Source organism: Nitrospira sp. NS4, from assembly GCF_049546785.1.
In the GTDB taxonomy this organism is placed as follows: domain Bacteria; phylum Nitrospirota; class Nitrospiria; order Nitrospirales; family Nitrospiraceae; genus Nitrospira_D.
In genome coordinates, this window is record NZ_JBMWAN010000004.1 from 98,418 (window position 1) to 125,083 (window position 26,666).

Annotated in this window: 24 protein-coding genes and 1 tRNA gene; 17 read left to right on the plus strand and 8 right to left on the minus strand. The window is 60.5% G+C overall.

What is annotated here, in order from left to right; translation table 11 throughout:
* The first annotated feature begins 56 nt into the window (after window positions 1-56).
* The 12 genes from ACO9S2_RS12395 (at window position 57) to ACO9S2_RS12450 (ending at window position 13,817) form a co-directional block, all read left to right on the plus strand.
* Window positions 57-797 (plus strand): DUF928 domain-containing protein, encoded by a 741-nt coding sequence (locus tag ACO9S2_RS12395; RefSeq protein ID WP_423723109.1) that lies wholly within the window; start codon window positions 57-59, stop codon window positions 795-797.
* 364 nt (window positions 798-1,161) lie between these two features.
* A complete protein-coding gene (locus ACO9S2_RS12400) occupies window positions 1,162-1,470 on the plus strand; it encodes a hypothetical protein (RefSeq protein ID WP_423722654.1) in 309 nt (102 codons plus the stop codon).
* Between the two features lie 126 nt (window positions 1,471-1,596).
* The gene (locus ACO9S2_RS12405) at window positions 1,597-4,020 is read left to right on the plus strand and encodes a PAS domain S-box protein (protein WP_423722655.1); all 2,424 of its coding nucleotides are present in this window, start codon (window positions 1,597-1,599) and stop codon (window positions 4,018-4,020) included.
* Window positions 4,021-4,094: 74 nt separating this feature from the next.
* Window positions 4,095-4,988 (plus strand): ABC transporter substrate-binding protein, encoded by an 894-nt coding sequence (locus ACO9S2_RS12410; protein ID WP_423722657.1) that lies wholly within the window; start codon window positions 4,095-4,097, stop codon window positions 4,986-4,988.
* 12 nt (window positions 4,989-5,000) lie between these two features.
* Window positions 5,001-7,343 (plus strand): ATP-binding protein, encoded by a 2,343-nt coding sequence (locus tag ACO9S2_RS12415; protein WP_423722659.1) that lies wholly within the window; start codon window positions 5,001-5,003, stop codon window positions 7,341-7,343.
* 96 nt (window positions 7,344-7,439) lie between these two features.
* A complete protein-coding gene (locus tag ACO9S2_RS12420) occupies window positions 7,440-8,882 on the plus strand; it encodes a sigma-54-dependent transcriptional regulator (RefSeq protein WP_423722660.1) in 1,443 nt (480 codons plus the stop codon).
* Window positions 8,883-8,971: 89 nt separating this feature from the next.
* A tRNA-Met gene (locus ACO9S2_RS12425) sits at window positions 8,972-9,047 on the plus strand.
* A gap of 531 nt (window positions 9,048-9,578) precedes the next feature.
* The gene (locus tag ACO9S2_RS12430) at window positions 9,579-10,289 is read left to right on the plus strand and encodes a response regulator transcription factor (RefSeq protein ID WP_423722662.1); all 711 of its coding nucleotides are present in this window, start codon (window positions 9,579-9,581) and stop codon (window positions 10,287-10,289) included.
* Between the two features lie 178 nt (window positions 10,290-10,467).
* A complete protein-coding gene (locus ACO9S2_RS12435; protein ID WP_423722663.1) occupies window positions 10,468-11,241 on the plus strand; it encodes a GNAT family N-acetyltransferase in 774 nt (257 codons plus the stop codon).
* Window positions 11,214-12,047, plus strand: coding sequence for a lysophospholipid acyltransferase family protein (locus ACO9S2_RS12440; RefSeq protein ID WP_423722664.1), 834 nt, complete (start codon window positions 11,214-11,216; stop codon window positions 12,045-12,047). Before ACO9S2_RS12435 ends, ACO9S2_RS12440 begins: the two co-directional genes overlap by 28 nt.
* A 60-nt stretch (window positions 12,048-12,107) precedes the next feature.
* Complete coding sequence (locus ACO9S2_RS12445; protein WP_423722666.1) at window positions 12,108-12,410, plus strand: hypothetical protein; 303 nt, start codon at window positions 12,108-12,110, stop codon at window positions 12,408-12,410.
* Between the two features lie 468 nt (window positions 12,411-12,878).
* Window positions 12,879-13,817: an XrtA system polysaccharide deacetylase gene (locus ACO9S2_RS12450; RefSeq protein WP_423722668.1), complete on the plus strand. Its 939-nt coding sequence runs from the start codon at window positions 12,879-12,881 to the stop codon at window positions 13,815-13,817.
* Between the two features lie 708 nt (window positions 13,818-14,525).
* On the opposite strand, the gene ACO9S2_RS12455 is transcribed toward ACO9S2_RS12450, so the two are convergent.
* Entirely contained in the window at window positions 14,526-16,055 is a 1,530-nt protein-coding gene (locus ACO9S2_RS12455) for an alkaline phosphatase PhoX (RefSeq protein WP_423722670.1), read from the minus strand.
* 529 nt (window positions 16,056-16,584) lie between these two features.
* Between ACO9S2_RS12455 and ACO9S2_RS12460 the strand changes: the two genes are divergently transcribed.
* Window positions 16,585-17,001: a hypothetical protein gene (locus ACO9S2_RS12460; RefSeq protein ID WP_423722671.1), complete on the plus strand. Its 417-nt coding sequence runs from the start codon at window positions 16,585-16,587 to the stop codon at window positions 16,999-17,001.
* Window positions 17,002-17,031: 30 nt separating this feature from the next.
* On the opposite strand, the gene ACO9S2_RS12465 is transcribed toward ACO9S2_RS12460, so the two are convergent.
* The 4 genes from ACO9S2_RS12465 to ACO9S2_RS12480 form a co-directional block, all read right to left on the minus strand.
* Window positions 17,032-17,502, minus strand: coding sequence for a methylglyoxal synthase (locus tag ACO9S2_RS12465; protein WP_423722673.1), 471 nt, complete (start codon window positions 17,500-17,502; stop codon window positions 17,032-17,034).
* A gap of 109 nt (window positions 17,503-17,611) precedes the next feature.
* Window positions 17,612-18,025: a hypothetical protein gene (locus ACO9S2_RS12470; protein WP_423722674.1), complete on the minus strand. Its 414-nt coding sequence runs from the start codon at window positions 18,023-18,025 to the stop codon at window positions 17,612-17,614.
* 274 nt (window positions 18,026-18,299) lie between these two features.
* Entirely contained in the window at window positions 18,300-18,434 is a 135-nt protein-coding gene (locus tag ACO9S2_RS12475; protein ID WP_423722676.1) for a hypothetical protein, read from the minus strand.
* A gap of 57 nt (window positions 18,435-18,491) precedes the next feature.
* Entirely contained in the window at window positions 18,492-19,295 is an 804-nt protein-coding gene (locus ACO9S2_RS12480) for a hypothetical protein (protein WP_423722677.1), read from the minus strand.
* A gap of 403 nt (window positions 19,296-19,698) precedes the next feature.
* Between ACO9S2_RS12480 and ACO9S2_RS12485 the strand changes: the two genes are divergently transcribed.
* Window positions 19,699-20,091: a fibronectin type III domain-containing protein gene (locus tag ACO9S2_RS12485; protein ID WP_423722679.1), complete on the plus strand. Its 393-nt coding sequence runs from the start codon at window positions 19,699-19,701 to the stop codon at window positions 20,089-20,091.
* A 278-nt stretch (window positions 20,092-20,369) separates the two neighbouring features.
* Window positions 20,370-20,753, plus strand: coding sequence for a cyclic nucleotide-binding/CBS domain-containing protein (locus tag ACO9S2_RS12490; RefSeq protein ID WP_423722680.1), 384 nt, complete (start codon window positions 20,370-20,372; stop codon window positions 20,751-20,753).
* 122 nt (window positions 20,754-20,875) lie between these two features.
* Here ACO9S2_RS12490 and ACO9S2_RS12495 read toward each other — a convergent pair whose 3' ends face one another.
* A complete protein-coding gene (locus ACO9S2_RS12495; RefSeq protein ID WP_423722682.1) occupies window positions 20,876-21,583 on the minus strand; it encodes a response regulator transcription factor in 708 nt (235 codons plus the stop codon).
* 204 nt (window positions 21,584-21,787) lie between these two features.
* Here ACO9S2_RS12495 and ACO9S2_RS12500 point away from each other — a divergent pair, with 204 nt between their 5' ends.
* Together ACO9S2_RS12500 and ACO9S2_RS12505 are read left to right on the plus strand one after the other, a co-directional pair.
* On the plus strand, window positions 21,788-22,846 hold the full coding sequence (locus ACO9S2_RS12500) for a PstS family phosphate ABC transporter substrate-binding protein (RefSeq protein WP_423722684.1): 1,059 nt from the start codon (window positions 21,788-21,790) through the stop codon (window positions 22,844-22,846).
* Window positions 22,847-22,910: 64 nt separating this feature from the next.
* Window positions 22,911-23,630 (plus strand): hypothetical protein, encoded by a 720-nt coding sequence (locus ACO9S2_RS12505; RefSeq protein ID WP_423722686.1) that lies wholly within the window; start codon window positions 22,911-22,913, stop codon window positions 23,628-23,630.
* Window positions 23,631-23,693: 63 nt separating this feature from the next.
* Here the strand turns inward: ACO9S2_RS12505 and ACO9S2_RS12510 are convergent, their stop codons facing one another.
* Window positions 23,694-25,109 (minus strand): porin, encoded by a 1,416-nt coding sequence (locus ACO9S2_RS12510; protein ID WP_423722687.1) that lies wholly within the window; start codon window positions 25,107-25,109, stop codon window positions 23,694-23,696.
* Between the two features lie 162 nt (window positions 25,110-25,271).
* Window positions 25,272-26,663, minus strand: coding sequence for an AAA family ATPase (locus ACO9S2_RS12515; RefSeq protein WP_423722689.1), 1,392 nt, complete (start codon window positions 26,661-26,663; stop codon window positions 25,272-25,274).
* Window positions 26,664-26,666 lie beyond the last annotated feature (3 nt).

Genomic DNA, 26,666 nt, shown 5'->3' on the forward strand with positions numbered 1-26,666 from the left:
CGATGCACATGCTTCCATACCTCCTGCTCCGTACGCGAAGGTGGATCGTGCCCAAGATGACCTGGCAGGTATTGAGCGGACTGCTTGCGGTCGTGCCTCTCGGCATGATGCCCGCTGCTCATGCCGAATCCAACATGCCGGTCCTGGAGCAGGCCGCCTCCTCCGACGACATCCCTATCTACACCCCGCCCAAGAAATTCACGCCGCGGGCCCGGGTAGGCGGCAGTTTGCGCGGGACGGAAGGGAGCGACCCGGAAATTGTCGCCCTGGTTCCCGACCACGTCGGTCTCACCGTGAAACAGAACCCCGTGCTCAACTGGTTTCTCTCGAAGCCGACCACCTACCCGCTCCGGTTCACCCTCAGCGATACCCGCGCGGTCAAGCCGATTTACGAAGGCCCGGTTCCCGCCCCGACCCAGCCAGGAATTCAGTCGCTCGACCTCAAAAAATTGGGACTGACCCTGGAGCCCGATATTCAATACCGCTGGTACATCTCCGCCATTCGCAACGCGGATTCGCCGTCCAATGATATCGTGGCCGGCGGGGTCATTGAGCGATGCGAGTTCAGCGCCTGCCTCGTGGAAACATCCGTGAACCTGACCTGTGACAGGCAGAGTGTCCAGCGGAACGCCGTGAAGGGTTTCTGGTACGATGCCATGGCTTGCCTCTGCACCCTCATCGATGCCAGCCCCACAGACGCTCCGCTCCGGCGCATGCGCGCCGCGCTGCTGAAACAAGTCGGGCTTCATGGAGTAGCCGAATGGGATCTCCAATCGCTCTCAAAAGCGAGCCGCTGAACTCCAAGCCTCTTTCTATTCAGGCCTACGAATCTTTTTCGATTCAGCACCGAATCACTTCCGATTCAGCCCGTTCCCTTTTCGCGATCCATCAAGGCCGCCCCTGGTCCGCCTGCTGTGATTTCCTCAGCCTTCTCCGGTTGTCGCCTCTGTACCGGCCTCCTCACCAATGGCATGTGGTTTGCGAAGTTATTCCCTCGACTCCACCGGCTGCTTCCGGAACAGAGCGGATACTCAGGAGGGCAGACCATGACACAGGAACTGATCATCTGGGTATTGCTGGCAGGACTGGTAGCACTCTCGTGGCTTATGGTCCTGGCAGTCACCACCGACGATCGCCGCGCCCGCGGAAAGGATCATGCTGATGACACATCAAATGTCCAAGATGACGGGGCCACTCCCCGCCACAGACCCTCGCAACGAGGAATGGCCGCCTGATCGTCTGTCCTGCGGCCTCGTACCCCTATCGAGTTCGGCCAGGGGGCTCGCCCTCCGCGAGCCGGGCGCCTCTCTCGCCCGCGCCGGAGCCTCACCCAATGACCGCGTCACGACCCTCCTGCCGGCGCCACTGAACCTGGACCTCCGCAATGCCCTGTCCTCGACCGTACAAGGCACGCTGGCCGGAGTCATTCCCGACGCCATGCCCGATGCGGCAGCCGGGTGGTTGGCTTAGGTGGTGTATGTCCATCAGGTGTGCGCCCTGCTCGTGATCCCGTGCTGTGGCGCACAAGACCTTCGCATCGTGCAACGGTGAGTCACGCTGCTTTTTATTCCGGAGCCGGGACTGACTGAGGGAGCCATGGCCGGTGAATCCCGATCCTATGCGGTCCTCGTCGTAGAAGACAATCCGGATATAGTCGTGGGCCTGCACGACCTGCTCACCCACGACGGCTATGCGGTCCACACCGCGGATTCCTGCGCCAGCGCCCTCGCCCATCTCCGCTCCAGCCATTTCAATGCCGTCCTACTCGATGTGACGTTGCCGGACGGCGACGGCCTTGACCTGCTCAACACGATCCAACAACTGGACCCGCAGCTGCCCGTGATCATCGTCACCGCCAGCACCGCGACGGACAAGACCGTAGGATCGTTGACACGAGGCGCCTTCGCCTATTTGACCAAACCGTACCATCGGGAGGAACTGCGGCAGACACTCCGCCGCGCCATCGGCGTGAAGGAATTGGCGGTGAAAGCGCAGCGCGCCGAGCATCTGCTGACGGAAAGCGAGGACCGCTTCCGCTCCCTGGTGGAATCGGCCACGGACGCGATCGTGGTCGCCGACGGCCGCGGGACCATCCTCTCGCACAACCATTCGGCGGCGAGGCTGTTCGGCTATCACAACCACGATCTGATCGGACAACCGCTCACCAGGCTGATGCCGGCGCGCTATCATGCGCGGCACAACGCCGGCCTCGCCCGTATGGAAGCGGGCGGAGCCAGCCGTCTCATCGGGTCGCTCGTCGAGTTGCAGGGACTCAGGCAGGACGGCACCGAATTTCCGATCGAGCTCTCGCTGGCCACCTGGAAAACCGCGACCGGCCATTTTTATAGCGGCATCATCCGCGACGTGTCCCGCCGCAGGGAGACGGAGCGGGCGCTGGACGCGCTGCGCCGCCGCCACTCGCTCATCCTGACGCAGGCCGGTGAAGGGATCTACGGCATCGACCGTCAGGGGCTCGCCACGTTCGTGAACCCCCGCGCGGCCGCGATGGTCGGGTATTCGGTAGAAGACTTGATCGGACGCCCCATGCATGCGCTCCTGCACCACACCAGAATGGACGGGACCCCGTACCCTGACGAATCCTGCCCGATCTATGCCGCCCTGCACGACGGCGAAATCCATCGCGTCACGCATGAAGTATTTTGGAAACGCGATGGCACCAGCTTCCCCGTCGAATATGTCAGCTCCCCGCTGTGGGAGGACGACACCGTCACCGGAGCGGTCGTCGTCTTTCACGATACGACCAAACGGTGGCGTATTGAATCGGGATTGCGGAAACGGGAAGACCGCCTGGCCTATGTGATCCGCGGATCGAGCGACGGATTCTGGGATGGACAGATCCTGCCCGACCAGCCGTGGCATCATCCCGACACCCCGGTCTGGTGGTCTGCCCGGGTCCGCGAGATGTTGGGCTATAGCGAGGAGGAATTTCCGGACATCCTGGAGAGCTGGACCTCCCGGTTGCATCCCGACGATCGCGAGCGCGTGCTGACCGCATTGGCCGCGCACCTGGAACGGCGGGACCCCTACGACGTGGAGTATCGGCTGCTCGCAAAACACGGCGAGTATCACTGGTTCCGCGCGCGCGGCCTGGCCGTCTGGGATGAACAGGGCCGCCCCACCCGCATGGCCGGTTCCCTGCAGAGCATTACCGACCGCAAACAGATGGAAGAAGCGCTCCGCCGCAGCGAACGCCTCTTGAAAGATGTGATCGACAATACCACGGCGGTCATTTACGTGAAGCAGGCGGACGGACGATTCCTGCTCACGAACCGGCGATTCCAGCAGCTATTCAATCTCCCCGCCGATCGCATCGTCGGCCGCACCAACCATGATATCTTTCCCCCGGAGATTGCCGAGGCCTTCAGCGCCAACGATCGCCAGGTGTTGGAACGCAACGCGCCCATTGAATACGATGAAGTCGCCCCCCATCAGGACGGGCTCCACGACTATCTCTCCATCAAGTTTCCGCTCTGTGACGAGACCGGCAGGCCCTACGCCGTCTGCGGCATCTCCACCGACATCACGGAGCGCAAGCGGATCGGGAACTATCTCCGGGCCAGCGAGGAACGGATCCAGCTCGCGCTCATGAGCGCCCGAATCGGCATTTGGGATTGGGACCTCCTCACCGACCGCTGCTACTGGTCCCCGACCGTCTATCAGCTGCTTGGCAGGCCCATAGGGACCACGCTCGTGACCCGCGAGGAATTCCTCAGCATGGTCCATCAGGACGACCGGGCTGCGACGCTTGCGACGCTGCGCGCGGCGGGACAATCCTCCCAAACAGACCTGACCTTGACCCATCGCCTGTGCGGGACCGGCGGCGCCCTCCAGTGGCTCACATGGTCCGGCCAAGTGTTCCGTGATGCCACCGGTGCCGCCGTCCGCATCCTGGGCACCGTCCAGCCACGACCACCCGCTCATGACGCGATGGCATCCCCCTCGCCGACGGGCAGGGACACGAGGGAGGGAGAGCGGCCCGACGCCTCAGCTGCGCAATGATGCCAAAGAAACCCCGCACAGCGCGCGCCCCCCTCAGCGGCGGGCCCCCGTCTATCAGATGGCGGCCGGGACTAGTGTGGCTCGTCCTGCTGGGCCTGCTTGCGACCGCCACCGCCCAGGCCGGGGAGATTGCCATCCTGAAGTCCTCCGACCTGCCGGCCTATACCCAGGCCATCGAGGGATTCAAAGTCACCGCGCCCCCTGCCACAAATTATGTCGAATACGATTTGCGCGGCGATCCCGAACTCGGCAAGAAGCTGGCCCGCCGGATCAGGGCTTCCGACGCATCCCTCGTGCTGGCCGTGGGGCTCAAAGCCGCTCTGGCCGCTCAGGTGGAAATTCCGGACACCCCCATCGTCTATATGATGATCCTGGACCCTGCGAAACATCGCCTCGCCGCCCCCAACATGACCGGCACATTGCTGGAAATTCCCGGCGAACGACAGTTCAAGATTCTCCGCTCGTTTCTGCCGTCCCTCCGTCGAGTCGGCGTCCTCTACGATCCCGGGAAGACCCCCTCCCGCCTCAAGGAGGCCATTCCCCAGGCCGCCGCCAACGGAATCCATCTGGAGGGATTTCCCGTCGAGAGCGAGAAGGACGTGCCGCAGCAGCTGCGCGCCCTGCTCGCCAGCACCGAGGCCCTGTGGCTGGCTCCCGATTCAACGGTCTTGACCGAAGAATCCGTTCGTTTCATCCTTGAATCAGCTCTGGCGCGCCATATCCCCGTGATCGGATTTTCACCGGAGCTGACCAGGCTGGGGGCCCTCCTCAGCATTTCGGTCTCCTACAGCGATGTCGGCCGGGAAACCGGCCTGCTGGTGAAACGGCTGCTCAACGGAGAGAAGAAGCTTCCGATACGACCGGTGCCGATCGAGCGCCTGAACATCACCGTGAATCAGAAGACAGCCAACTTTCTGAGCATTGTCTTTCCCGACGACCTCGAACGCATGATCGATGAGAAGTATTAGGAGCTAACCGCCATGTCACTCGAGTCCGCCTCATCCGGAGCCCGGCTTCTGCCATCCGGCACACCGATGAGGCCCTTCGTCAGCCTGCGCACGAAATTTGTGATCTTCTTCAGTCTCATTCTGGTCCTCGCCTGTTCGACGTTGAGCTGGTTCTTTGTCACTGCGCGTCGCGACGTGATGGTGGACAATCTGCATCGGCTCGGCACGATCCTCCTGACCAATATCGCGCACAACGATCATTTCCGGTTTGCGGGCCTGCTTGCGGAAGACCAGACGACGCTCCACCGGTACATCGAAGGGCTCGCCTCCATCGATGAAGTGGTCTATGTGATCGTCACCGGCTCAGACGGACGGATCCTCGCTCAGTACAGCAAGGGCGCTCGCCGGTCTGCGACCGACTCAGAACGGTCCTCCACCGATCCCTTGTACCCCGACGTCGGGATCTCCCGCCGGGTGGCGCGCGCGCCGGCCACGGTCCCGCAGATTACCCCCCTCGTCGTCTCGGACCGGCTCACGCTCGAACCCCGGGAACCGGACGACTCCTGGTTTTTCCCCTTCCCCACGCTCTCCGAAACGCTGTACGATTTCGCGTTGCCGGTGCTCCGGAAGTCGGTCACCCCGCTCAACCTGTTCCCTGCCCTCGCCCCCGACGATCCGCTCGCCGGACTCGGCGGCATGGACAGACCGGCCGTCTATGGCATCGTTCAAATCGGCCTCACCGACGCCTTCGTGCTCGCCTCCGTGCTCACCATGATCCAGAAGGTCTCCCTCCTGACCGCGCTCATTATCGGTGCCGGCATCCTCGGCGCCCATCTGCTGACCTTGCGCATTACCACGCCGCTGCGGAGTCTGGCCGGCGTGGCCCGCCAGGTCGCCGAGGGAACCGAACCCGTCCAACTGCCGTACTCGACGAACGACGAAGTCGGCCAGCTGACCGGCCTCTTCAATGTCATGACCCGGTCCATCCAGGAGCGGAACGAAGCCATTACCGAGAGCCTCCACACAATCCGGATCCAGGTCAGCCAGCTCACCACCCTCCACCAGGCCAGCGCCGCCATTGCGAGCACCCTGAACATGAACGAGCTCCTGGACTCTGTGCTGCAGCTTCTGGTCGGTAATCTCGGCTTCGTGCGGATGGTGCTGGTGCTGCGCCATGAGGATCGGGATGTCTCCTACGTCGCCCGCGTCACCGGGATCGCGCCTGACATCGCCGAGATGGCCACGCGCGTCGAAATCCCCATTCAGGAGGACGGCAGCGTGACCGCCGACCTCTTTCTGCACCGCGAACCGGTGCTCATCCAGCATCTCGACGAAGCCGTCGACCGGATACATCCGCCCGTTCTGGAACTCCTGCGACGCATCGGCGTCTCGTCATTCATTGCCGTCCCGCTTCAAAGTCACCATCACACGCTCGGGTACTTAGCCGGGGACCGTGGCGCCCAGGCCTGCACCGACGCCGATCTCCATATCCTCCTGACCATCGCCAGCCATGTGGCCGCCGCGATCGACAACGCCCGCGCCTATGCCCACCTCTCGGAAATGACCCAGCATCTCGAAGAGCGCATTCGCGAGCGCACGGAGGAACTGTCGCGCGCCAACAACCAGCTCCAGGAACACGACCGGCGGCGCTCGACCTTCCTGTCGGTCGTCTCCCACGAATTGCGCACTCCCATGACGGCGATCCGCAGTTTCGCCGAGAATATGCTCGACGGCGTGACGGGTCCCCTGACCAGCCAGCAAACCACCTATCTGACGCGGATCGAACACAATGTGGCGCGCCTGGCCCGCATCATCAACCAGCTCATCGACTGGTCCCGCCTGGATACCCAGAAAGACATCCTGCGGCCGGAGCCTGTCTGCATTGCGGGAGTCGCCGTGACCGCCGGCGAAAGCCTGCAGACCCTGGCGGCGGACAAACAGGTCACCCTTACCATCGACGCCTGCGAGTCCCTGCCGAAGATTCACGGAGACCGCGACAAGCTGGAACAGATTCTCTGGAATCTTATCGGCAATGCGATCAAGTTCACCCCGCCCGGCGGAACCGTGACCGTCTCATTCGCCCTCGATCCTGCGGGCATGGTCCGGACCTGCGTGGCCGATACCGGGTGCGGGATCGACGCCCAACACCTGCCGCACGTGTTCAATGAGTTTTCAAAAGTGCCGTCCTCGATGCCGACCTCGCAGGGCGCCCAATTAGGCCTCTGTATCACCAAGACCCTGGTCGCGATGCATCAGGGGGACATTTGGGTGGAGAGCGCGCCCGGCCGCGGAACCTGCGTCTGTTTCACGCTGCCGATCGCCCCCATTCCCCGGAACGACGGGCAGTCGCACAGTGGAGACCGGACCGAATGCTAGAGAAATCGCCGTGGTCATGCCATCCGGGAGCGGGGCGTATATTTTCGCGCACCACGTCGCTAGACTCCCGCAAGAGAGAGAGGGGACAAGCACCGTATGCGCGCCAAAATTCTTCTCGTCGATGATGACCGGGATATCCTGCTCGGCCTGGAAAACCGCATCACCTGGATGGGGCACGAACCCCTGACGGCCGGGGACGGCGAGGAGGCGTTGCGGCTCATCGAACAGGAATCCCCGGACCTCGTCCTCCTCGATCTGGAACTTCCCCGTCGTTCAGGCCTCGAGGTGTTGCAGCAGGTCCGGAACGCGAGCGCCGGCCCGGCCGGATCCGATTCAGATCCCCCCTCCCCCCTCTACACGACGCCGCTGGTCATCATCCTGACCGCGTTCGGGACGATTGAACGAGCGGTGCAGGCCATGCAGTTGGGCGCGTTCGACTTTCTCACGAAACCCTTTACCGCCGACCACCTGACCGTTGTCATTAAGAAAGCGCTCGACACCCTGGCGCTCGACCGCCACGTCGACGTCCTGCGGAAAGAAGTCGAGGGCCATTACGACCCCGTCGTGAGCACGAACCCAAAAATGGCGGCGCAACTGGCCATTGCCAAGCAAGCGGCGGCCTCCCCGGTGACCGTCCTCCTGCTCGGCGAAACCGGCACCGGCAAGGAAGTGATCGCGCGCGCCATTCACCGCTGGAGCCCGCGACATGCCAAGCCCTTCGTGGCGGTGAACTGCGCCGCCCTGCCCGACAACCTGCTGGAGAACGAGCTGTTCGGACATGAACGCGGGGCCTATACCGGCGCGCTGAAACGGGAACCGGGCAAGATCGAAATCGCCGAAGGCGGGACATTGTTTCTGGACGAAATCGGCGATATGCCGCTCCTCATGCAGAGCCATCTCCTGCGCGTGCTTCAGGATCAGACCTTTTACCGGGTCGGAGGTACCCAGCTCATCCGGGCCAATGTGCGCTTCATCGCCGCCACCAACAAAGACCTGCATCAGGCGATCCGCCACGGCACGTTCCGGGAGGACCTTTACTATCGACTGGCGGTCATCACCAGCACCCTGCCGCCCTTGCGGGAACGGCTGGATGATCTGCCCGCCCTGGCCGGTCATTTTCTGCGACGCGCCGCCGCGCTCAGCTCCCACCGCCGGTATCAGCTGAGCGAGCGGGCCCTGGGACTGATGCGCCGATACCAGTGGCCGGGAAATATCCGCGAGCTGGAGAATGTGCTCACCCGCGCCGTCATTCTTTGCGAGGGGACCACGATTGAGCCGGACCATCTGTCGCTGACGGCCTTCCCCTCCGCGCCTTCGCAGGATTCCTCGATGGACACGTCGAACCGGGCCTATCACGAGATCATGGAGGCCTACAGCAGGAAAGTGCTGGAAAGCGCGCTCCAGCAGAACGGATGGAACCAGACCAGAGCCGCGGAAGCGCTGAAGCTTCAACGCACCTACTTCACCAAACTGCTTCGACAGAAACAGATCCCCGGACGCCCCCCTCAACCGCCTTCCGCTTCCGACGCAGACGAATGACGGTGGAAAAATTGCGCAAGTCTCCAGTAGACACCCCGACAGCTCTTCGGATATCATTCCCCCTCGATTGCGGATCTCCTCATCGGTATGGCGGTGTAGCTCAGTTGGTAGAGCAGCGGACTCATAAGCCGCGGGTCACCCGTTCAATCCGGGTCACCGCCACCAATAAATCCCGCAACTTATAACTCGGCTGCTTATAGCCCCTGGACCGTCTTTCCGGTTCCAGGTCCGGTTGCAGCAGAACTGAGGACTTCCTCCGGCTCCGCCATTTCCACCCGTTCCGGTTCCTGCTTCCCCTCGGGCTTCGCCAGCTCTTTCGCCTGAGCCTTCCCAAACGCAGAAACTCTTTCGACCGCCTCTTGCAGATATGAGGGCTCAGATGCGTGTAACGTCGCACCAGATGCGTTACGGCTGACTCCTGCGTATTGTTGCATCCACTGTCTTAACTCCGCTTTCCCGATTTATCTTTGTGTGTCAATGGCTTGAAAGCGTTACGTTCATCCCGTTAATTCCGCTTTTTAGCTTGTGCTGGACAGGATCGGCATTCCATCAAATTCCCCTGGTCATCGCCATCAAACCCAACCCGACACTTTTAGACCATTCTCTTCGTTAATACGCCCGTAACATTGCCGAAGTATAGTTCCCCCACTAGGCTGAGGCAGGCTGATTGGCCCACCTCTGGAACCCTGTCACCCTATGACCACTTCCAACCCCAAAAAAGTTCTCATCGTCGAAGATGAGGCCGATATTGCCCGGTTAGTGAAGATCTATCTGGAGAAGGAGGGGTTTCGGACCCTCCATGCCAACACCGGAGGCGAGGGACTGAGGCTCACCAGGAGCGAACATCCCGACATGATCGTTTTGGATTTGATGCTCCCTGAAATGGACGGGTTGGAGCTGTGCAAAAAAGTCCGGAGCGCACCGGAGACCGCCCTCTTGCCCATCATCATGCTGACGGCCAAATCCGAAGAGTCCGACACGATCGTCGGCCTCGAGCTTGGAGCCGACGACTACATCTCCAAACCGTTCAGCCCCAAGGGGTTGGTCGCGAGGGTCAAAGCTCTGTTTCGCCGCCTCGAACGGGCGAACGACACCAAACACACGTCGTACAGTTACGGCCCATTGATCATGGACCTCTCACGCCACGAGGTGATTGTCGAGGGAAAAGAAGTCACTCTGACGGCCAAGGAGTTCGGCCTCCTCGAACACCTGCTGCGGAATCCCGGACGGGTGCTGACACGCGATGTCCTCCTCAATGCCGTGTGGGGCTATGACTACTTTGGCACCACGCGAACCGTGGATGTCCACATCCGTCGCCTCAAACAGAAACTTCCATTACTGAATGAGGCGATCGTGTCCGTGAAATCGCTCGGGTATAAGCTGTCTGACCTCATCCCCAACAAGTAGCTTTCACCCGCTCCATCCCTAATCCTGCCCCCTTGGCCCAATGCCTTTAGAAGGCGCTTCCTCCAGCTCCACCTTCCTCCTCTCGAATTTACGGAGGACTCACCGTGAGTTAACGTCTTTGTTACACCGCCCCGCCAGGCTTACGACAGGCCATCACACACGTACAGGAGAAGGCATTGTGGGCCCGCTCATGAGGGACGGCACCGAGCCACCGCAGTTGGTCGTGACTCTGGCCAAGTCCGCATGGGAACTGCGCGAGGCGCAGCGGCTCCGATATCGAGTCTTCGCCGATGAGTGCGGCATCGCGCTCCCCAATCGTTCGGCGGGCATCGATGCGGATATATTCGACCCCTATTGCGATCACCTGATTGTCCGTGACATCGACTCTGATGACGTGGTGGGCACCTGCCGTGTTCTTTCCCCCTCGCAAGCCAGAGAGGCCGGCCAATTTTATGCAGAAACAGCATTCGACCTCATCAATTTGAAACCGCTTGTCCCCCGCATGGTCGAAACCGGCCGGCTCTGTATCCATCGCAACTATCGCAGGGGCGGGACCATCCTGCGGCTTTGGGCCGGACTGGTTCAGTACCTGCTGACCGGAGGGTACGAGTACCTGATGGGCTGCGCAAGCATCAGCCTTGTTGACGGAGGAAGCCTGGCGGCTGGGACCTACCTCAGCCTCCGTAATACCCGCCCGAGTCCCGACTACTGGAGGGTCGTCCCGCATCGCCGCTACCCGATCGCTTCCCATCAGCACGACGGCAAGCCGGGCCTTGCTCCGTCGGCAAAGGAGTATCTGCGCCTCGGGGCCTATATCTGCGGCGAACCAAGCTGGAATGAGCGGCTCAACACAGCGGATTTGTTGCTGCTCTTGCCTCTGTCTGGAATGGATCCACGGTACGTCCGGCATTTCAGGGGAACACCATGCCACAATCACGCACGAGTCGCCTGACCCGGCTGACACGAGGCTGCCGCCTCGTCATGAAGCTGCTGGAAGGACTGTTCCTCATTGGAGCCGTCTTGCCTCACCTCCGCTCTGCCGATCGGGACATGATCATCCAGCGCTGGTGCCTCGAGACCCTGGACATCCTGGCAATTCGTCTCAAGCTGCGCGGGGAAACACCCCCCGGCCGAGTGTCATCCGTATTGTTTGTGGCCAATCATGTGTCGTGGGTCGACATCCTCGTCATCAACACCTGTCGCCGCGTGCGTTTTGTCGCCAGGGCGGAGGTGAGGCAATACCCGCTGCTAGGCTGGATGGCCGCCAGGACCGGTACACTGTTCGTGACACGAACCAGCCCGCGCGACGTGGCGCGGGTGGCGAAAGGAGTGAGTGCATCCCTCCGGCGCGGCCATTGCGTCGCACTACTCCGTGAAGGAACGACGAACGATGACACATCGCGCCAAGCCTTTCATTCTGAGTTGCTTGCATCGGCCATCGAGGCCGAAGCGTTGGTCTGGCCCCTGGCCATCACATACAAGCGGCCGGATGGCTCGCGCGACGCCGACAACGTCGTTGCCGGCAACCAGTCGCTGCTGTCGTCAATCATGAATGTCCTGGCTCGGCCGGCAACACAGGTACAGCTATCATTTTCGGCTCCGGTCGAAAGCTCGACCAGCAATTGCCGCGAATTGACTGTATGGTGTCAACGGGCCATTGAACGGAGTCTGGTCAGCCACCCGCAGCTCAGCATTCCTGGCCAATCTCCGGTGAAATTTCCGCCGGACGAATACGTTCCGCCCTTGACGGCTGCTTGATTTCCTTGCCCCGACACTGCATGATTCGAACGCAAGATCACCGGGTCGCAGTCTTCCGCCATGACGATGACCTTCATCCGTAGACTCTGCTTCTTCGTCCCATTCTGTTTTCTGCCTCTCCTTCTGTCTTGCGGCCATCCCCGGGTTGAGGCCTTCGAAGCCGGCGTCGGACGGCTCACACAGGACGACATGATCCGTCAATTCGGCTACCCCCAGCGGCTCAAACAGCTACCGAGCGGCACCGAGGTCTGGGAGTACGAATTCCTTTCGGGAAACTCTCGCTGTGTGGGGTACCGCGTCTTTTTCGATGAGGACCGGCGCTCCACGAAGTGGGAACCGCTCGCCTGCCGGCCAGACCGCTAACAGGCAGGCAGTCATTTAATCGCCCGGAGAAGACCGAATCGACGTTTCCTGACGATCCTCTTGCAGTCATCGCGCACCCGCCATGCCTGTCGGCCCGTCCTTGTAACGCGCCGTCTCGCGACACAACGCCTGCGCACCTGTTACAGAAACTTGATCAAGCCCTGACCATCCTGTGCACAGTCATGCGGTATGTTCCTCCACAACAAGGAGCGCCGCATGGCTCATACCGAACCATCGCCACGACAGCCACTCATCCCCGCAGCCAAACGCGTTCTCCTGTCTGTCCTGCCTCACCGGCGTCGAGCAGGAGACCGCAGGAAATTCAAACCTATGTTGGACACTGCCACCGCCATGCCCGTCGATTGGAGTCCAGCCGCCCGTCCTTCGCGCACCTGGCTCCCCGCGCTTGCCCCTTCCTGCCAGGAGAAGGGGTAAGCCCCGGGCGGCGACTTTACCGAGGAGACCACGATGCCAGGTACCAACCATCAACCCCGCCACATTCTGACCTTCGATCTTGAGGAGCATTTTCACGCCTCGCGGTTCGACTCGCCCATGCGGCGGCGCGGTTGGTCGTCGTATCGGAGCCGGATCCGGGCAAGCGTTGAACGGCTCCTTGACATACTGGCGCTCCGGTCAACCAGAGCCACGTTTTTTGCGCTCGGGTGGCTGGCCGAGCAGCACCCGTCGCTGATCCACAGGGTTTCGGAGGCCGGCCACGAGATCGCCTGCCTCGGCTATGGACACCAGTTGGTCGCCGCTCAAACACCGGACAGTTTCCGGCAGGACGTTCGTCAGGCCAAACGCATCCTGGAGGATGTCACCGGACGCCCGGTCGTCGGATTCCGTGCCCCCAGCCTGAGCATCACCACCCACACGCCGTGGGCTCTGCCGATCGTGGCCGAAGAAGGCTTTCTGTACGACAGCAGCGTGCTTCCCATCGTGCATGACCTGGCGGGGGTTTCCGGCGCCAGCGAATGGATCCACTCACAGGAGTGGAATGGACACCGCCTCTGGGAAATTCCCCCTTCCACCATCAATGTCGGAGGATTTCGCATCGCCATCGGAGGAGGCGGGTGTATCCGGGCGTTCAGCTACCCGCTGACAAAATCCCTCTTGTCCCGCATCGAAGCCCTCAACCAACCGATCGTCATCTACATGCGATCCTGGGAGCTTGATGCCGGGCAACCGCGCATGCAGGGCACCCTACTCTCCGAATTCCGTCATTACTTGAATCTCGATAAAACGGCGGGCCGGCTTCAGCAGCTGCTGGCGGATTTTCAGTTCGGGCCGGTCTGCGAGGGAATCCTCCCGATTCGTGAACAGGTCGGGAGCGCAACCGTGCCTGTCCTGTCCGATTCAGCCGGGAGAGCCCCCCACGTGGGCTCTCCGGTACTGACCACCGCGTAACCAAGGAGCAGTCATGCAGTGCGCCCGCTGTGCCGGTTTGAGTGTGCCAGAACTCATCTGCGAGGGAGGATTGCGACTCACCGCCCTTCGCTGTCTCCACTGCGGAGATGTCGTCGACCGGGTGATTGCTCATAATCGCCACCGCCGCCGCTCTCCACAACCCAGCCGGGCCCGCACCCCGATCTATGGCAGCGACCGCTGGAGAAAGAGCAAGATCGTCCCATCTTGACTCCCCGTCTCGAACTTCGTGTTCATCGATTGCTGTCGGCAGCACCTGTGGGATCCGCGGGCTCGACCAACTTCACTATCCGCTCCTTGAGCATAAACAACCTCTGATCGAAGGCCGCTTCAATTTCACGCTCAGTTCCCCGGACTCTTGCAGGATCGGGCCTGCTCCAATCACTTTTTCGCGGCCGGCCTGGAAAATTCGGGCAGCTTTGACCGGCTGCCCGATCACAGACGGTGACCACAGCCTCCCTTGCGTTCAGAGAGCCTCAAACTGATCACATCCGCCGGAGCTTCCGGCTCGCAGCAGGCGCTTTCTGAAAGCGTGCATCCCCTCCAGCATCTCGACTCGGCGGTCGACTCGAAGGATGGAGTGACAGGCACCTGATGCGGATGGAGCGTCCTCGTTCGGCGATGCGCGCGCCGGACTGACCGGCGCGCGCATCGCTTCACACAAACAGGAGATGCGTAATTCTCACGCACCTATCGTTCAAATCGGAACGGAATACGAAATCCGGTGATCTTGATGATATCGTCGGTTGCGTAGTCGTCGACCTTCGCCATCGACCCGTCGTTGCTGTGCTGAATCGAGAGATAGGCAGTTCTGCCATCCGCCGTAAACTTAAAGCCGGTCGGCTCCGCGGAGAAATCCTTGACCGAAAGAATCTTTACACAACCGTCGGTCTTGATATCGCGGTCGGTGCCATCCGGCAGGCAGGCAAAGATATCGCCGTTTGGATTATCCTCGATGACGTAGTGATTGCCGGTCTTCGGTTGAAACGCGAAGTTGTCCGGCTGATTGAAATCGGCATCGCCCTCAACAAACCGATTTACGACAACGGTACGCTGGGTCGCGCTCCCTGTCAGAGGTGCGGAATCGACACCGCACAGGACTTCCCCATAGTTCCCTCCCTCAGCCAAGCCGGTATTCGTCCAGCAAAAGCGAATTCCCGGTCCCTGATACATTTCATCGACTTCGAGATCTTCCGGACGATAGAAACCGGTAGCGCCCAGGCTATTGGCATCCGTACGGGCGTTCGCCGCGCTCACATTGATCCAGGCACCATTGCCGATTTCGCACCCCTGCCCAAATTGCTGGGAGGAGCTCTGACAGGATACCTGCAACGCATAGACATTGCCGGCAACCAGCGGAGAATCGGCCAGCGAGGCGATTGGACCAGTGGCTGTTCTCGGGACAACAGGAACGAACTTAAACATAGCACCCCCATCGGCGTTGGCCGGGCTTCCGGGACGAAGCTCGTCCCCCGCATACACCACCCCTTCGGGCGTGATACCGATCCCTTCCCATGCCATCCTGGGTAATGCGGTCCGTTTAACAATTGAGGTAGACGGCAGCCCGTTCTGGTCGACGATGCTGCCCAACGCACGGTCTGTAATCGTCTGGTTCGTCACGGCCAGTGGATTGATGATCTCATACGCACCGCCGTCGCTGGCTTCTTCGGTCGCCAGGATCGTCTGCCAGGGTGTTCGGCGAATACCATCGCAGGACGAAGTCCCGCGGAGGATGGTCTCCACCGACCCGTCCGACAGCTTGATACGCTGCACGGCAGGATTGAACTTCCTCAGAAATCCACCGGGCAAGAAGGTTCCGAGATCTTGACGGCCCCCCTCAATGCAGAAAATGAGGTGGGACGGATTATCATCGCTCGGCCAGAACGCAAACATGTCGGCGGCATTCGCGGCATTGCGTGTGACATATTCCGCCCTGAGGCCTTCGGCGAGAAGCACCTGCTCCGAGGCTTGTTGCGCCGGCGTCCGGTAATTTCCAGTCGTCGGCGATGCAGATTCCTTGAGCGGCTTGCCGACGCCAAACCATGTCAGAGATGACCGCTCCATTCCCCGCTGGACAATCGTCCCGAAATCCAGTCCATCAAACCCGTCGAAATCACTCGCCTGAGTCGGCACCGCAGGTGCCGCCGCAATGGAAACCGCCAGGCCGACCTGCGCTACCGAAAGCCCCCATTTCGTCATCGACTTTCTGATTCGCGTCATAAATGTCTCCTCGTTGGATTTCCTCACTGCCCCGGATGAGACCAGGAGCAGCGAGCCTGCTGTTACGAACCTTGTTCTCTCGAATTGACCGGATACACCTCATCCTAGCGGCTGTGCCATCGCGCCCTTCCGCCTGGTGCATGCGTGAACGGCCGCGAAACGGGTGGCTGCGTGTGCGATGCCGAGGTTCCGAAGCGGCATAAGAGAAGCTGCAGTCTTCTTTTGGCCGCCCCGTTTCTGCGTTCACACACGGCGGCACTCTCACAGAAGTCCGTTACGGATCGATCTGTCCATTCTCAACAACTCATAACGGGGGCGTTAAGAAATGATGTCCGTCTGACAAGGGAAGAATCAGAAAAGAGGAAGGTTTAGATTCCGTGAAAAATGGTAAGATGAGGCCTCAAAGAAGGTTCGCATGACTGCTCCTATATGACCATCGCCCCTCGTCGCCAAAGGAACCTGGCATGCGGTCTCGGTCCTTCCGGCCAGCGGATACTAAACAGACCTTTTGAGTGAAGGGAGACATGCAATGACCGTCACAAAAGCCCGATGGCCTTTCTCGCTCATTGTGTGCTGTATCGGAATTGGCTGCCTAATGGGGCTGTCGTCCTGCGCGACCGATGCCGACCGGTCGTCCTGGATCCAGATCGGCGTGACGACAAAGGACGAGGTCATCGAACGATACGGCCAGCCGGACATGGTCCGCCTCTCATCGGAGGGCGAAACCGCGACCTATCGCCCGGTCGCCTCTCTGCCCGCCTCGCCTCCCCCGCCGGTAGCCCAAGTAGTTGAGGCCGGCCCGGAGGGCAAAATGACCTTCACATCCCGACCCGTCATTCGGGGATTGGGCGCTCGACACGTCGCAGCAGGGACACAAGACCGCCCTGGCAGGGAGATCCGCATTCGTTACGACGCTCGCGGCATCGTACAGGAAGTGCTCGACTGACGATCTCAATGAACTATCTGCCGGCAGCCGCTACGCCCCATCCATCCGAACAGGGCGATTACGATGCTCTTCATAATCCGGCACCAGCCGCTCATACTCCTGCGGCATGAGCGAGGATGAGATGAGAAAATCTGCGGACGCCCGGTTGCAGGCGATCGGAATGTTCCAGACCACCGCAATACGAAGCAGCGCCTTCACATCCGGATCGTGGGGGTGCGGCTCCAGCGGGTCCCAAAAGAAAATCAGGACGTCGACCGCGCCCTCGCTGATCTTCGCGCCGATCTGCTGATCTCCTCCCAGGGGACCGCTTTGCAGCCGCGTCACAGGCAAACCGAGCTCCGTCTGGAGCAACTTGCCGGTCGTTCCGGTCGCAATGAGCTGGTGGCCGCCAAGGGCCTCGCGATTGTACTTGGCCCAGGCCAGCAAGTCCTGTTTCTTATTGTCGTGCGCCACGATCGCAATCGTTTTCTTGTCGGCCATCGTGACCGTGTTGTGTTGCATGGGCGCCTCCTCCTTCACTCGCTTCCATTCTTTGCTCTACGAGACAAGTCGTACAGAGATGACAGGCAGGCGGATTCCGGCCTTCGATCAGCGATGGCTGAGGTGAACACTATCGAATGATTTCCTGCACAATACCTTGCGCGTTGTAACGGATCTGCAGCTCCTGCTCAGGTCTTTCCTGCTGTCTGCCGTTTCCCGATCCATTGCGCATTCCCGGCTTGACCGGCTCCATCCTGGTGGTCGCCGTCCCGAAAGGGCCCGCTTGCACGGTCGGAATTTCCATCGGGGGGGTGGATCCCCTCGAATCCCTTGCGCGATAGATGGCCGTTTCCCCCTCTTCGGAAGCCATGACAAGATCCGGCTGGCCGTATCGCTTGACCACGTCTTCTCTCGTCGTTTCGCCGACCTTAATCCAATCCTGCGGCTCAGGAACTCCCGCACAAGCGCCGACAAGAACGAGCACAACTGCTGAGATCAGCAGGATGTGAATACGGGATAAGAGGTTGCTGCGGAACCGTTGCATACGGAGCTCCTTTCGAAAGACACATGCCTCAACCACGCTGGCCTTCGCTCTCAGCACCAGGCCCTAACGTGACGGATGACGTTCCTCACTGCCATCAGAATCGCCAGCTAACCCTCTGGCTCGTCTTCTCATACGACCATTTTATTATCGTCCAACATCGCCGTTATACGTACACAATCGATCAATTGCTGTGGCCTTTCCCGTTCACTCTGAAAGCCTTTTTCCGGATCGGGCAAAGGTCGAGAGAATCCCTGAACCTCTCTTATCTACCGCCTTAGCAGGCGCCCCTCGGCCGGTCGCTCCAACGGCCCGGTTTCATGACTGTCCCGATGGCCAGGAGGCCGACGATGACCCCAAACAGTACGAGTGAAAGAACGAGAACTCCCGCGCTCTTCATTCCAGCGATCATACCGACCTCCTTCATTCAAGCCGCCGCATGTCCGTGCGTCCAACGGTTTTCTCCCTGCTATTCCAGGTACGCTTCCGGATCGATTCGCTCCTCATCGAGGGACCCTTCGTTGGGAATCGTCACGAGGTGCAGTCTGCCGCCGACCGCTCCGGGATCAATATGCACCATGTCTCCATGATCGATTGTCAACCTCACAGCCAGCTTGTAGAGCGACTTCGCCTCCTCGACCGTGAATGTCGACAGGAAACACTGCTCCTCGGCACGCAGCCGGTTCGCCCGGGCCGCGTCGCGCACGTCGGAGCGCTGCTTCTCACGGCCGAACTGTGCGCTGCTGTCCAGCAACAACGAGGCAATGCCGTCTTCACCAAGGAACTTCGCCCCGCAGCCGTCCATGCTCAGCTTCCCGATACGTTCGGTAATGAGGCGCCACCGCCCTTTGCGCGTCTTTTCCCAACGGAGCTCCCGAACGGTCACCACGGGGGTGATTCCGTCGAATCCTGCCACTGCCACCGAGGCCACATGCTTGCTGACCGGAGGAGGCAGACTGGCGGCCTGCGGTGGGAACGGGCCGGTCCGCTCCCGATAGGTCTGTTCCAACCGCTGAATCAGCCGGTCCGCCTGCACCTCGAGATGAAGCGGCTTCTTCGATCGCGCCAGTACGTGACACTGATCGTGGAACTGCCGGTACAGCGCACGGTCTTCACCGAACCATCCCTCGAACACCGCCACGCTTCGCTCACCGGGGATGCAATGCTTCTCTCCCCGCACAGGCCCGGGTACCCCCACCCCCCACAACACCGTGTCGGCGCCGATGACGATCCCGGCGGAGGTGAGAAAGATTCCGATCAAAGTTCCGAACATACTCCCTCTCTTCTACTCAAGGCTGATCACCGATGCGTTGCAGCTTTCTTAAGATCCGGTAAATCCGACGGGAAGAACATACACGCGCTTCCCACCGCGATAACTGCCGCTGCCACCTATTAGGACGCAGGCGGAAACTCCCGCGCACAATTAACGGGCCTGTTACACGAATCCCGATAGCCGCGTAACAGCGTTTTTTCAATATACGTAGAACTGCGAGGACGACGACACCGGCCGCCTGATCCAGTTAATGGGGTACAGCATGCACCAGAGATCGTTGGTCCTATCCATACTGTGCCTGATGCTCTCAGGGGCCCTGCTCACCTCTTGTGGCGACCTTCAAGCGCCCGGCGCCGGCTCACAAGGGTCGTCCGACTCACCTCCCTCCTTGTCACAGGCCCCGATGGAAGAAAACGGCGAAGCGGCCGGTCCGTCCGCTCCCGGGCCGTCCGGAGATACGACAGATCAGACTCATCTGCCGACGGATGATGGAACCGGCCCGTATCCGGGAACGTCCCTTAACAACACTCAACCGCAATCGGAGGGAGCCGACAGCCGGCCCGTCACGAGGTCGATTGCGCTGACCTGGGACCCTGACCCCTCCGGCAATACGAACGGATACAGGGTCTACGTCAGAGGGGAATCCACCGGGGCCGACTATGCCTTTGATTCAGGACCAGACACACACCTGCGCATGGCGTTACCGACCGGGGAGCGATACTCCTTCACCGTCATCGCCTATAATGCCGCCGGCGAAAGCCCTCCGTCCTCCACTCTGCAGTGTGATCTCTTTTGATTCCGCTGAGCACATAGCGGCGCACGTCTATCGTTCATTTCAGGAGACGCTACGGCGCCGGCCGACACCGCTGCCCCGTGAAGTCTGGGGACAGATTGACCTCTGAGGTCCGTTTCACACTCACGCTGTCATTTCGCCGCAACTACAACAGACACCCGGCACCATCCTCGAATCCGGGCAACTGTCCTGAAATTTACCCGCCGGTAATGCACATCTAACACAGGCGCAATGCCTGGTGGGTAGAATCCGATCAATACAATAATTACAAGGAGGAACAGATGGTTACAGTCGGACAATTGATGAAGAAAGACCTTGTCACCGTCGATGCAGGCACGTCGGTGGTGGACGCCGCCAGGCTGATGAAAACCTGGAACGTCGGGAGCGTGCTGATCGCCGAGAACGGACACGTCGTCGGCATCGTCACGGAATCCGATATCGTCAAGAAAGTCGTCGGCGCAGATCGGGGTCCGTACTTCGTCCCGGTCGAAGACATCATGAGCAGCCCGATCGTCGGGATTGAGGAACGCCGCCCGCTGACCGAAGCGGCGGACCTCATGAACAAGCATCAGACGCGCCACTTGGGTGTGACCAACGGCGGGGCGGTCGTCGGCATTCTTTCCGTCCGCGACCTGCTCCATCCCGTGTCTGTCGACGAATTCTAACCGTTCGAGTCCTATTCCCATTTCCTGCTACTTCCCCCTCTGCCGCACAGCATGCGGAAGGGCGGGGTGTTCCTTTTGGGGGGGGGCCGTGGGCTGCAGAAACGGAGACAACGAAGACGTGGCTATGCCCGCAGCTTGTACCCGACTCCCCGTACCGTCACAATGAGCCGGGGATGCGTCGGATCAGCTTCGATTTTTTGGCGGAGAGAGTGGATATGAACGTCCAGCGCATGCTCCTCAAGGGCATACCCCTCCCCCCAGACGCGATTCAGCATGTCCTGGCGGGAGAACACCCGGCTGGGAGCCTCGAGAAACTGTCGGAGGATTTGGAACTCTTTCGGCGTCAATTCGACATGGCGCCCGTCGATCGTCACTTCATGCCGGTCAAGATCCATTCGAAGATTGCCGGCGCCATAGTGAGTGGTGGATTCTTTGGGGAGATCGCGCCGCCGGAGAATGGCACGGACCCTGGCGAGTAATTCCCTTGGGTTCTGACTACACACCACCAGATCGATATCGTTGTTGTAATCGTCAATACACTCCTCATCGCTGCATGACCTGGTGCTTCCGTCCACAGCGATAATCGGCACGTGTTTTATGGCGCGAAACTGTCTGAGAGCGGCCGGTGTACTGTGCCGACGATCGATGAGAATCAGCGCGGGAACGGCCGCCTTCGCCTCAGCATAGGCGGCGGGTTCGGCGGTGACCGCAATACTGCGATAGCCGTTCGACTCAAACGTCTTCTTCAGGGATTGTGCGAGCGAATCCTCCTTCATGAATATGAGAATGGATTCGCAAACAGTGCTCATCGTCGTGATTGGCGTACTCATGGGTCGCCACACTACCCCGTAATGTAAACACCGCCGTTAGAACCATGTTAACAGTCAGTAAATTTACTCTGGTAAAAACGACCGGGCCATTCAGCGAAACCGAGTTAACGCCGAGTTAACAATTCATTGACCTGGCCGCAATCACGCTCCCGTACCGTAGAGCGGTTGTCAAATGGCATTCACCCCTTTTCGGAGAGGACACATATGCGGGACCGCGCTGGTATCGTCTCCTTCAGCCAAGTGGCCTTAAATCTGTTTGTCGGCGTGATCGCGCCCCTCTGGATTGGGTTAAGTCCCGCCGCAGGACAGGTCAGACCCGAGCTAGACCAGAAGATCGTCCCCTACCAGACTTCGGGAAGCCTGAGCGGGTCCTTGTCCATCTCGGGATCTGAAACCATGCGTCCGTTGACTGAATCCTGGGCTGCCGACCTGAGGCAGCTCTATCCCGGGCTCAAAATTTCCGTAACAAGCGAGGGATCCGAAGCGGGGCTCGCGAAACTCCTGGAAGGGAAGGCACAGATCGCGGCCATGTCCCGCCGGATCAACAAGGAGGAAATCGCCGAGTTCATTCGAGAGTTCGGGTACGAACCGACGGAGGTTCCGGTCGCCGTCGATGCGCTGGCGGTATTTGTGCACAAAGACAATGCCATCGAAGGGTTGACCCTGGCCGAAGTCGACGCGATATTCTCCAACGAGCGCCGGCGTGGACTCAAATATCCGCTGCTGATCTGGGGCGATCTGCTCCTGGATGGAGAATGGAAGGAGGCCCCGATCCATCTTTATGGAAGAAACGTCCAATCAGGAACCACCACCTTCTTTCGGGAGCACGTGCTGAACGGAGCGGCGTTGAAAAAGACCATGACACCGGCGCCCGGATCGGCCTCGGTCGTGATTGAATTGATGAAGGACCGGTTCGGGATCGGATTCAGCGGCATCGGCTATCAGACGTCAGGCGTCAGGGCTGTTCCGCTGGCCTCGGTGCAGGGCGGACGCTACGTTGCGCCCAGCTTCCAGTCGGCCATGGACGGATCCTACCCCCTCAGACGCAACCTGTATCTCTACGTCAATAAGATCCCCAAGACGGTCGCCTCTCCCTCGCTGGTCGAATATGTGAAATTCGCCTTGAGCCAGCAAGGGCAGCAAACCGTCATTGCACAAGGCTACTACCCGCTCGCGACGGCGGAGTTAAACCGCCTGACGATGATGTGGAACGCTCCGGTACGTGCGGCATCGGCGCAAGAATCGCCGAAACTTCGTGATTAGCCCATATCGCTCCCGTCTTCTCACCCATTGCCTTGAGGGTGCAGACCCGGCTATGACTGCTCACATGCCCTGCTTTCTCACCCGGACTTCCTGCCTGGCCGTTCTGCTCACGACCGCCCTGTTGGGAGGCTGCGGAACCAGTCAATTCACGACCGTCACGATTCTTGAAACTCCCGCGGCGTATGTGAGGCTGGAAACCGACCCCACAGTGGAAAAGGATGCCGGTCATTCGCATCCTTTGACGCTCACCGCACAGCAGATGGCCGCGGTTTTGAGAGGGGTCATGTTCGAAGAACCGCTGGCAAAACTTCCCCTCTACGACGAAACCTCCCAGCCGCGCCGGCATCAAGCCTTTACCGAACGTGAGGTGGCGTTCTTTGCGCCCTTATTGGCCATCGCGCTCGGTAAGGCCACGCCGGAAGAAATCGTAACGTTTTATGAATCATCCGACGCACGCGCCATCAGCCGGGACGTCACATCGGGAGGACTCTTCGTACAGGGGGAAGATCTGCATGTGATCGTGGCCAACTACCGGTCGCGCACCCATTACATGGCTGACGCCGGGGTCGCCGACACCACCGATGACCGCCTGACCCCCTTGCGGGCGCTCGCGCCCCAGCGGGGACATCTCTACTTCGAACCGCGTTCGGCTGAACGACCCGCCTCAAGATCCTGGCCGGCACGCTGGTTCCAGCCGGACCGGCGGGAAGTGATCGTGCGCTACTCGCTTCTTCCTCCCCAGCCTGCGCCGCTTCCGCAAGGCGCTTCACCGCCCGTTCCGTAGCTTACGACCACCGCTCAGCGAGCCGGTGCAACAGGCCCTGCGCGGCTGCTGACACCGGCCGGATTAGAAATTCCACTGCAGCTGGAACCGGAGGAGATTGCCGGTTTGAAGTTGATAGGGAGTCTGGGTACAGCCGACCGGCGATCCGGGGGCGGAACAGGAGTTCACCGGAAGCTGCGTGGCATCCGACGAGGTCCGCTGGGTCCACGTATACATCACCGTCAACTCCAGCGCGCGGTTGAACTGATATTCGAGGCCAAATTCGAGCTCACGCACAGTGTTGCGCGGCGCATTGGCCTCAAACTTCCTGCCTCCGTAATATTCCTGCCAGCGTATAAAAGGGATAATGCTCTGACAATAGAGATCGCACTGGTATTTGTAGAAGGCCTGCACATAGCCGCCGCGAATGGTGCCCAACACGACGTCGGTGCGCGCCTCGTTCAGCTCCGGGCCACGGCCCAACGTATACTCCGCTTGAAGGCCGAAGGGCTGGGGAAACAACACCGCGTGCCACGCCACCCGTTCATCGAGATAGTTACCGCCGTTCGTCACACGTGGCGTGACCGGATCCCCGTTGAGCGTCGAAGCCGGCACAACCGGGGTGGTTGAGACATTGAATTGCCCCGTATAGGCATCCATCCCCACTTGGACAATCTGGCCATTGGGAAACTCGAAGGGATAGGCCGAATGGAAGACCATGTGCTTATTCTTGTTCTGTTCGCGAACGTTCACCCCCTGGCCGTTGTACACACCGATGCCCAGCATCCCGTAGTCGCCCGACCCTTTCAACCCGCTGTCCACCAAGCGGCGGAACCGTTCCCGAACTGAAGTCGGTGCATAGTATAAAAAGAAACCCAAATCCCGTTCGTTCAGCACCCCGCTGTTCAGCGCATCGTTACGATCGAGTGCCAGTCGATTCTGGCTGGACTGAATATTTTCGAAGCCATAGGGCACCTTTGAGAGACCGGCCCGGATGCGCCATTCCTTGTTCTCGGTCAGAAAGAGGTCGCTGTAGAAATCCCGCAATGTAGCCACCTGCTCCACGCCGTTCACGAGCCCGGCGAATTCCGGCTGAATGTAGACAAACACCCGTTCATGCGGCTGTCCGCTAATGATGACGCGGGCCCGCCGGAGAAAGAACTCGTTGTTCCCGGAGATGGAACGATCGCCCTGATTGCTTTGGAGGAGTTCGTTATTGATCGTGTGGTTATAGCGGAGTTGCGCGTAGCCACGGATACTGATCTTTTCGTACCAGCGTTCCCGCACCGGCACGTCGCCTACCCCGCGGCTCTCTTCCAGCGCTTTCGCCTCCCGTTTTTCTTCCTCGGCTTTCAGCTTCACCCACTGGTCGATCGAAATCTGCTTGTTTTCGAGCAGCAGATCCTCCAGCTGTCCTGCCATGGCAGGAGCGCCGGACAAACCGACACATGCGAACACCCACAGACACGTCCACACCCGTCCATACACCGTCGTCTTCATCAGCGTCCCTTCCCTCATGGCCACACAAGCGAGACGCAGAATATGAAGAGATGATTACGGCCAGGTTACGGTTGGTTCCGATCTCGGTTAACTCATGAGGGAATGGAGTTTCTGTGGAGAGTCGCGCGCCGCGAAGTAGACTAGAACGACAGGCCGTCGGGCTTAAAAGCAGGCGCGCAGGCGCTGCGAGTAGTGTTTTGCGAGGTCTTTGATCGCTTCCGGCGAACGGAATGAGACCAGGCTCCATGCCGGAGGGAGACGGCGGAGACGGGCCTCGACATCCCGGAATCCCGGCTCTTCCGCGTGAATGGCGCAATAGTGATCGCGCGCAGCCTGCGGCTGGCAAAGGGATTCCAGCGTCCGGGCGAGAAGATACCGGACATTGAGTTGTTCTGAGGCGGTCCCCCGGCCGGAACCCAGCAGGCGCTCGAACTGCCGTACCGCGTCCTGGGACCGGCCGATCTCATTCAAGCAGAGGCCTTTCTGCGCGAGGGCCTTGACGCCCCACACCATGTCCGCAGTCAGCCGGTCAAACAGGGCGATCGCCCGGGAACAGTCTCCCGCCTGTTTCAACGCGAGGGCCTGACGGTAAAGTCTTTCCGGGTCGGTCTCAGCCGCCGGCTCAGTCTTCGTCGATGACGCCGGCGCATCCCTCACAGCCGCAGCATTCTCGGCCACCTCGGCCGCCTCCACATCAAGGTCGCTCCGGCTCGGCGCAATCTCATCCGGAACCGCCCGGAAGGGAAGCAGCCCGTTCCTGTCCCGGACGCGCGCGGCATCGAGGACGATCTGTGCCGTAATCATCTCCACCTGCGCGGCATACCCGTACACCAGGGCATGGTCGCAGAGCTGGTTGATCAATCGCGGAACCCCGCCGGTTAACGCATGGACCTTTCTGCAGGCCAGCGTGGAGAACAGGGGCCTCTGCCCTCCGGCCACACGCACGCGATGGCCGATGTACGAGACGGCCTCCTCTTCGGCCAACGGCTCCAGCGCATAGTCCACCGAGATCCGCTGGGCGACCTGTTCCATCGCCGGCCCCTCCAAGAGTTCCCGAAGCGCCGGCTGTCCCGACAACAGGATCTGCAACGAACGCCTCCGCCCGTCGTTGAGGTTCGATAACAGGCGGAGTTCCTCCAGCATCGTCGCGCCGATGTTCTGCGCCTCGTCGAGGACCAGGAGCACGCGCCGGCCGGCGGCCTGTTCCCCTTCCAGAAATCTTCCGAACTCGTGAAACAGCTCCACTTCACTCTTCCCTTTGGTCTCCAGCCCGAAGGAAGCCGTGATCCAGGGCATGAGCCCGCCCAACCCGCCATGGGTGTTCGACAGAACGCCGATGGTCCATTGATGGCGCGATTGTTCCAGCACACGGTTCAGGAGGGTGGTCTTCCCAGTCCCGGGCCCGCCGGTAATGACGATAAAGGCGGCTCCGTTCGTCAGCCCGTATTCCAACAGATTCAGCGCCAGTTTGTGCCTGGTTCCCAGGAAGAGATATCCCGGGTCCGGCAGCAGCGTGAAGGGCTTCGCGTCGAGTCGATAATAGGATTCGTACATCTG

What these genes read in the sequence shown, in the direction of transcription:
- ACO9S2_RS12515 (WP_423722689.1), bottom strand. Translation starts at nt 26,663, where the DNA reads ATGTACGAATCCTATTATCGACTCGACGCGAAGCCCTTCACGCTGCTG.
- ACO9S2_RS12440 (WP_423722664.1), top strand. Translation starts at nt 11,214, where the DNA reads ATGCCACAATCACGCACGAGTCGCCTGACCCGGCTGACACGAGGCTGC.
- ACO9S2_RS12450 (WP_423722668.1), top strand. Translation starts at nt 12,879, where the DNA reads ATGCCAGGTACCAACCATCAACCCCGCCACATTCTGACCTTCGATCTT.
- ACO9S2_RS12495 (WP_423722682.1), bottom strand. Translation starts at nt 21,583, where the DNA reads ATGAGTACGCCAATCACGACGATGAGCACTGTTTGCGAATCCATTCTC.
- ACO9S2_RS12500 (WP_423722684.1), top strand. Translation starts at nt 21,788, where the DNA reads ATGCGGGACCGCGCTGGTATCGTCTCCTTCAGCCAAGTGGCCTTAAAT.
- ACO9S2_RS12430 (WP_423722662.1), top strand. Translation starts at nt 9,579, where the DNA reads ATGACCACTTCCAACCCCAAAAAAGTTCTCATCGTCGAAGATGAGGCC.
- ACO9S2_RS12465 (WP_423722673.1), bottom strand. Translation starts at nt 17,502, where the DNA reads ATGCAACACAACACGGTCACGATGGCCGACAAGAAAACGATTGCGATC.
- ACO9S2_RS12455 (WP_423722670.1), bottom strand. Translation starts at nt 16,055, where the DNA reads ATGACGCGAATCAGAAAGTCGATGACGAAATGGGGGCTTTCGGTAGCG.
- ACO9S2_RS12445 (WP_423722666.1), top strand. Translation starts at nt 12,108, where the DNA reads ATGACGATGACCTTCATCCGTAGACTCTGCTTCTTCGTCCCATTCTGT.
- ACO9S2_RS12485 (WP_423722679.1), top strand. Translation starts at nt 19,699, where the DNA reads ATGGAAGAAAACGGCGAAGCGGCCGGTCCGTCCGCTCCCGGGCCGTCC.
- ACO9S2_RS12470 (WP_423722674.1), bottom strand. Translation starts at nt 18,025, where the DNA reads ATGCAACGGTTCCGCAGCAACCTCTTATCCCGTATTCACATCCTGCTG.
- ACO9S2_RS12420 (WP_423722660.1), top strand. Translation starts at nt 7,440, where the DNA reads ATGCGCGCCAAAATTCTTCTCGTCGATGATGACCGGGATATCCTGCTC.
- ACO9S2_RS12460 (WP_423722671.1), top strand. Translation starts at nt 16,585, where the DNA reads ATGACCGTCACAAAAGCCCGATGGCCTTTCTCGCTCATTGTGTGCTGT.
- ACO9S2_RS12510 (WP_423722687.1), bottom strand. Translation starts at nt 25,109, where the DNA reads ATGAAGACGACGGTGTATGGACGGGTGTGGACGTGTCTGTGGGTGTTC.
- ACO9S2_RS12490 (WP_423722680.1), top strand. Translation starts at nt 20,370, where the DNA reads ATGGTTACAGTCGGACAATTGATGAAGAAAGACCTTGTCACCGTCGAT.
- ACO9S2_RS12480 (WP_423722677.1), bottom strand. Translation starts at nt 19,295, where the DNA reads ATGTTCGGAACTTTGATCGGAATCTTTCTCACCTCCGCCGGGATCGTC.
- ACO9S2_RS12475 (WP_423722676.1), bottom strand. Translation starts at nt 18,434, where the DNA reads ATGATCGCTGGAATGAAGAGCGCGGGAGTTCTCGTTCTTTCACTCGTA.
- ACO9S2_RS12415 (WP_423722659.1), top strand. Translation starts at nt 5,001, where the DNA reads ATGTCACTCGAGTCCGCCTCATCCGGAGCCCGGCTTCTGCCATCCGGC.
- ACO9S2_RS12395 (WP_423723109.1), top strand. Translation starts at nt 57, where the DNA reads ATGACCTGGCAGGTATTGAGCGGACTGCTTGCGGTCGTGCCTCTCGGC.
- ACO9S2_RS12505 (WP_423722686.1), top strand. Translation starts at nt 22,911, where the DNA reads ATGCCCTGCTTTCTCACCCGGACTTCCTGCCTGGCCGTTCTGCTCACG.
- ACO9S2_RS12405 (WP_423722655.1), top strand. Translation starts at nt 1,597, where the DNA reads ATGGCCGGTGAATCCCGATCCTATGCGGTCCTCGTCGTAGAAGACAAT.
- ACO9S2_RS12400 (WP_423722654.1), top strand. Translation starts at nt 1,162, where the DNA reads ATGACACATCAAATGTCCAAGATGACGGGGCCACTCCCCGCCACAGAC.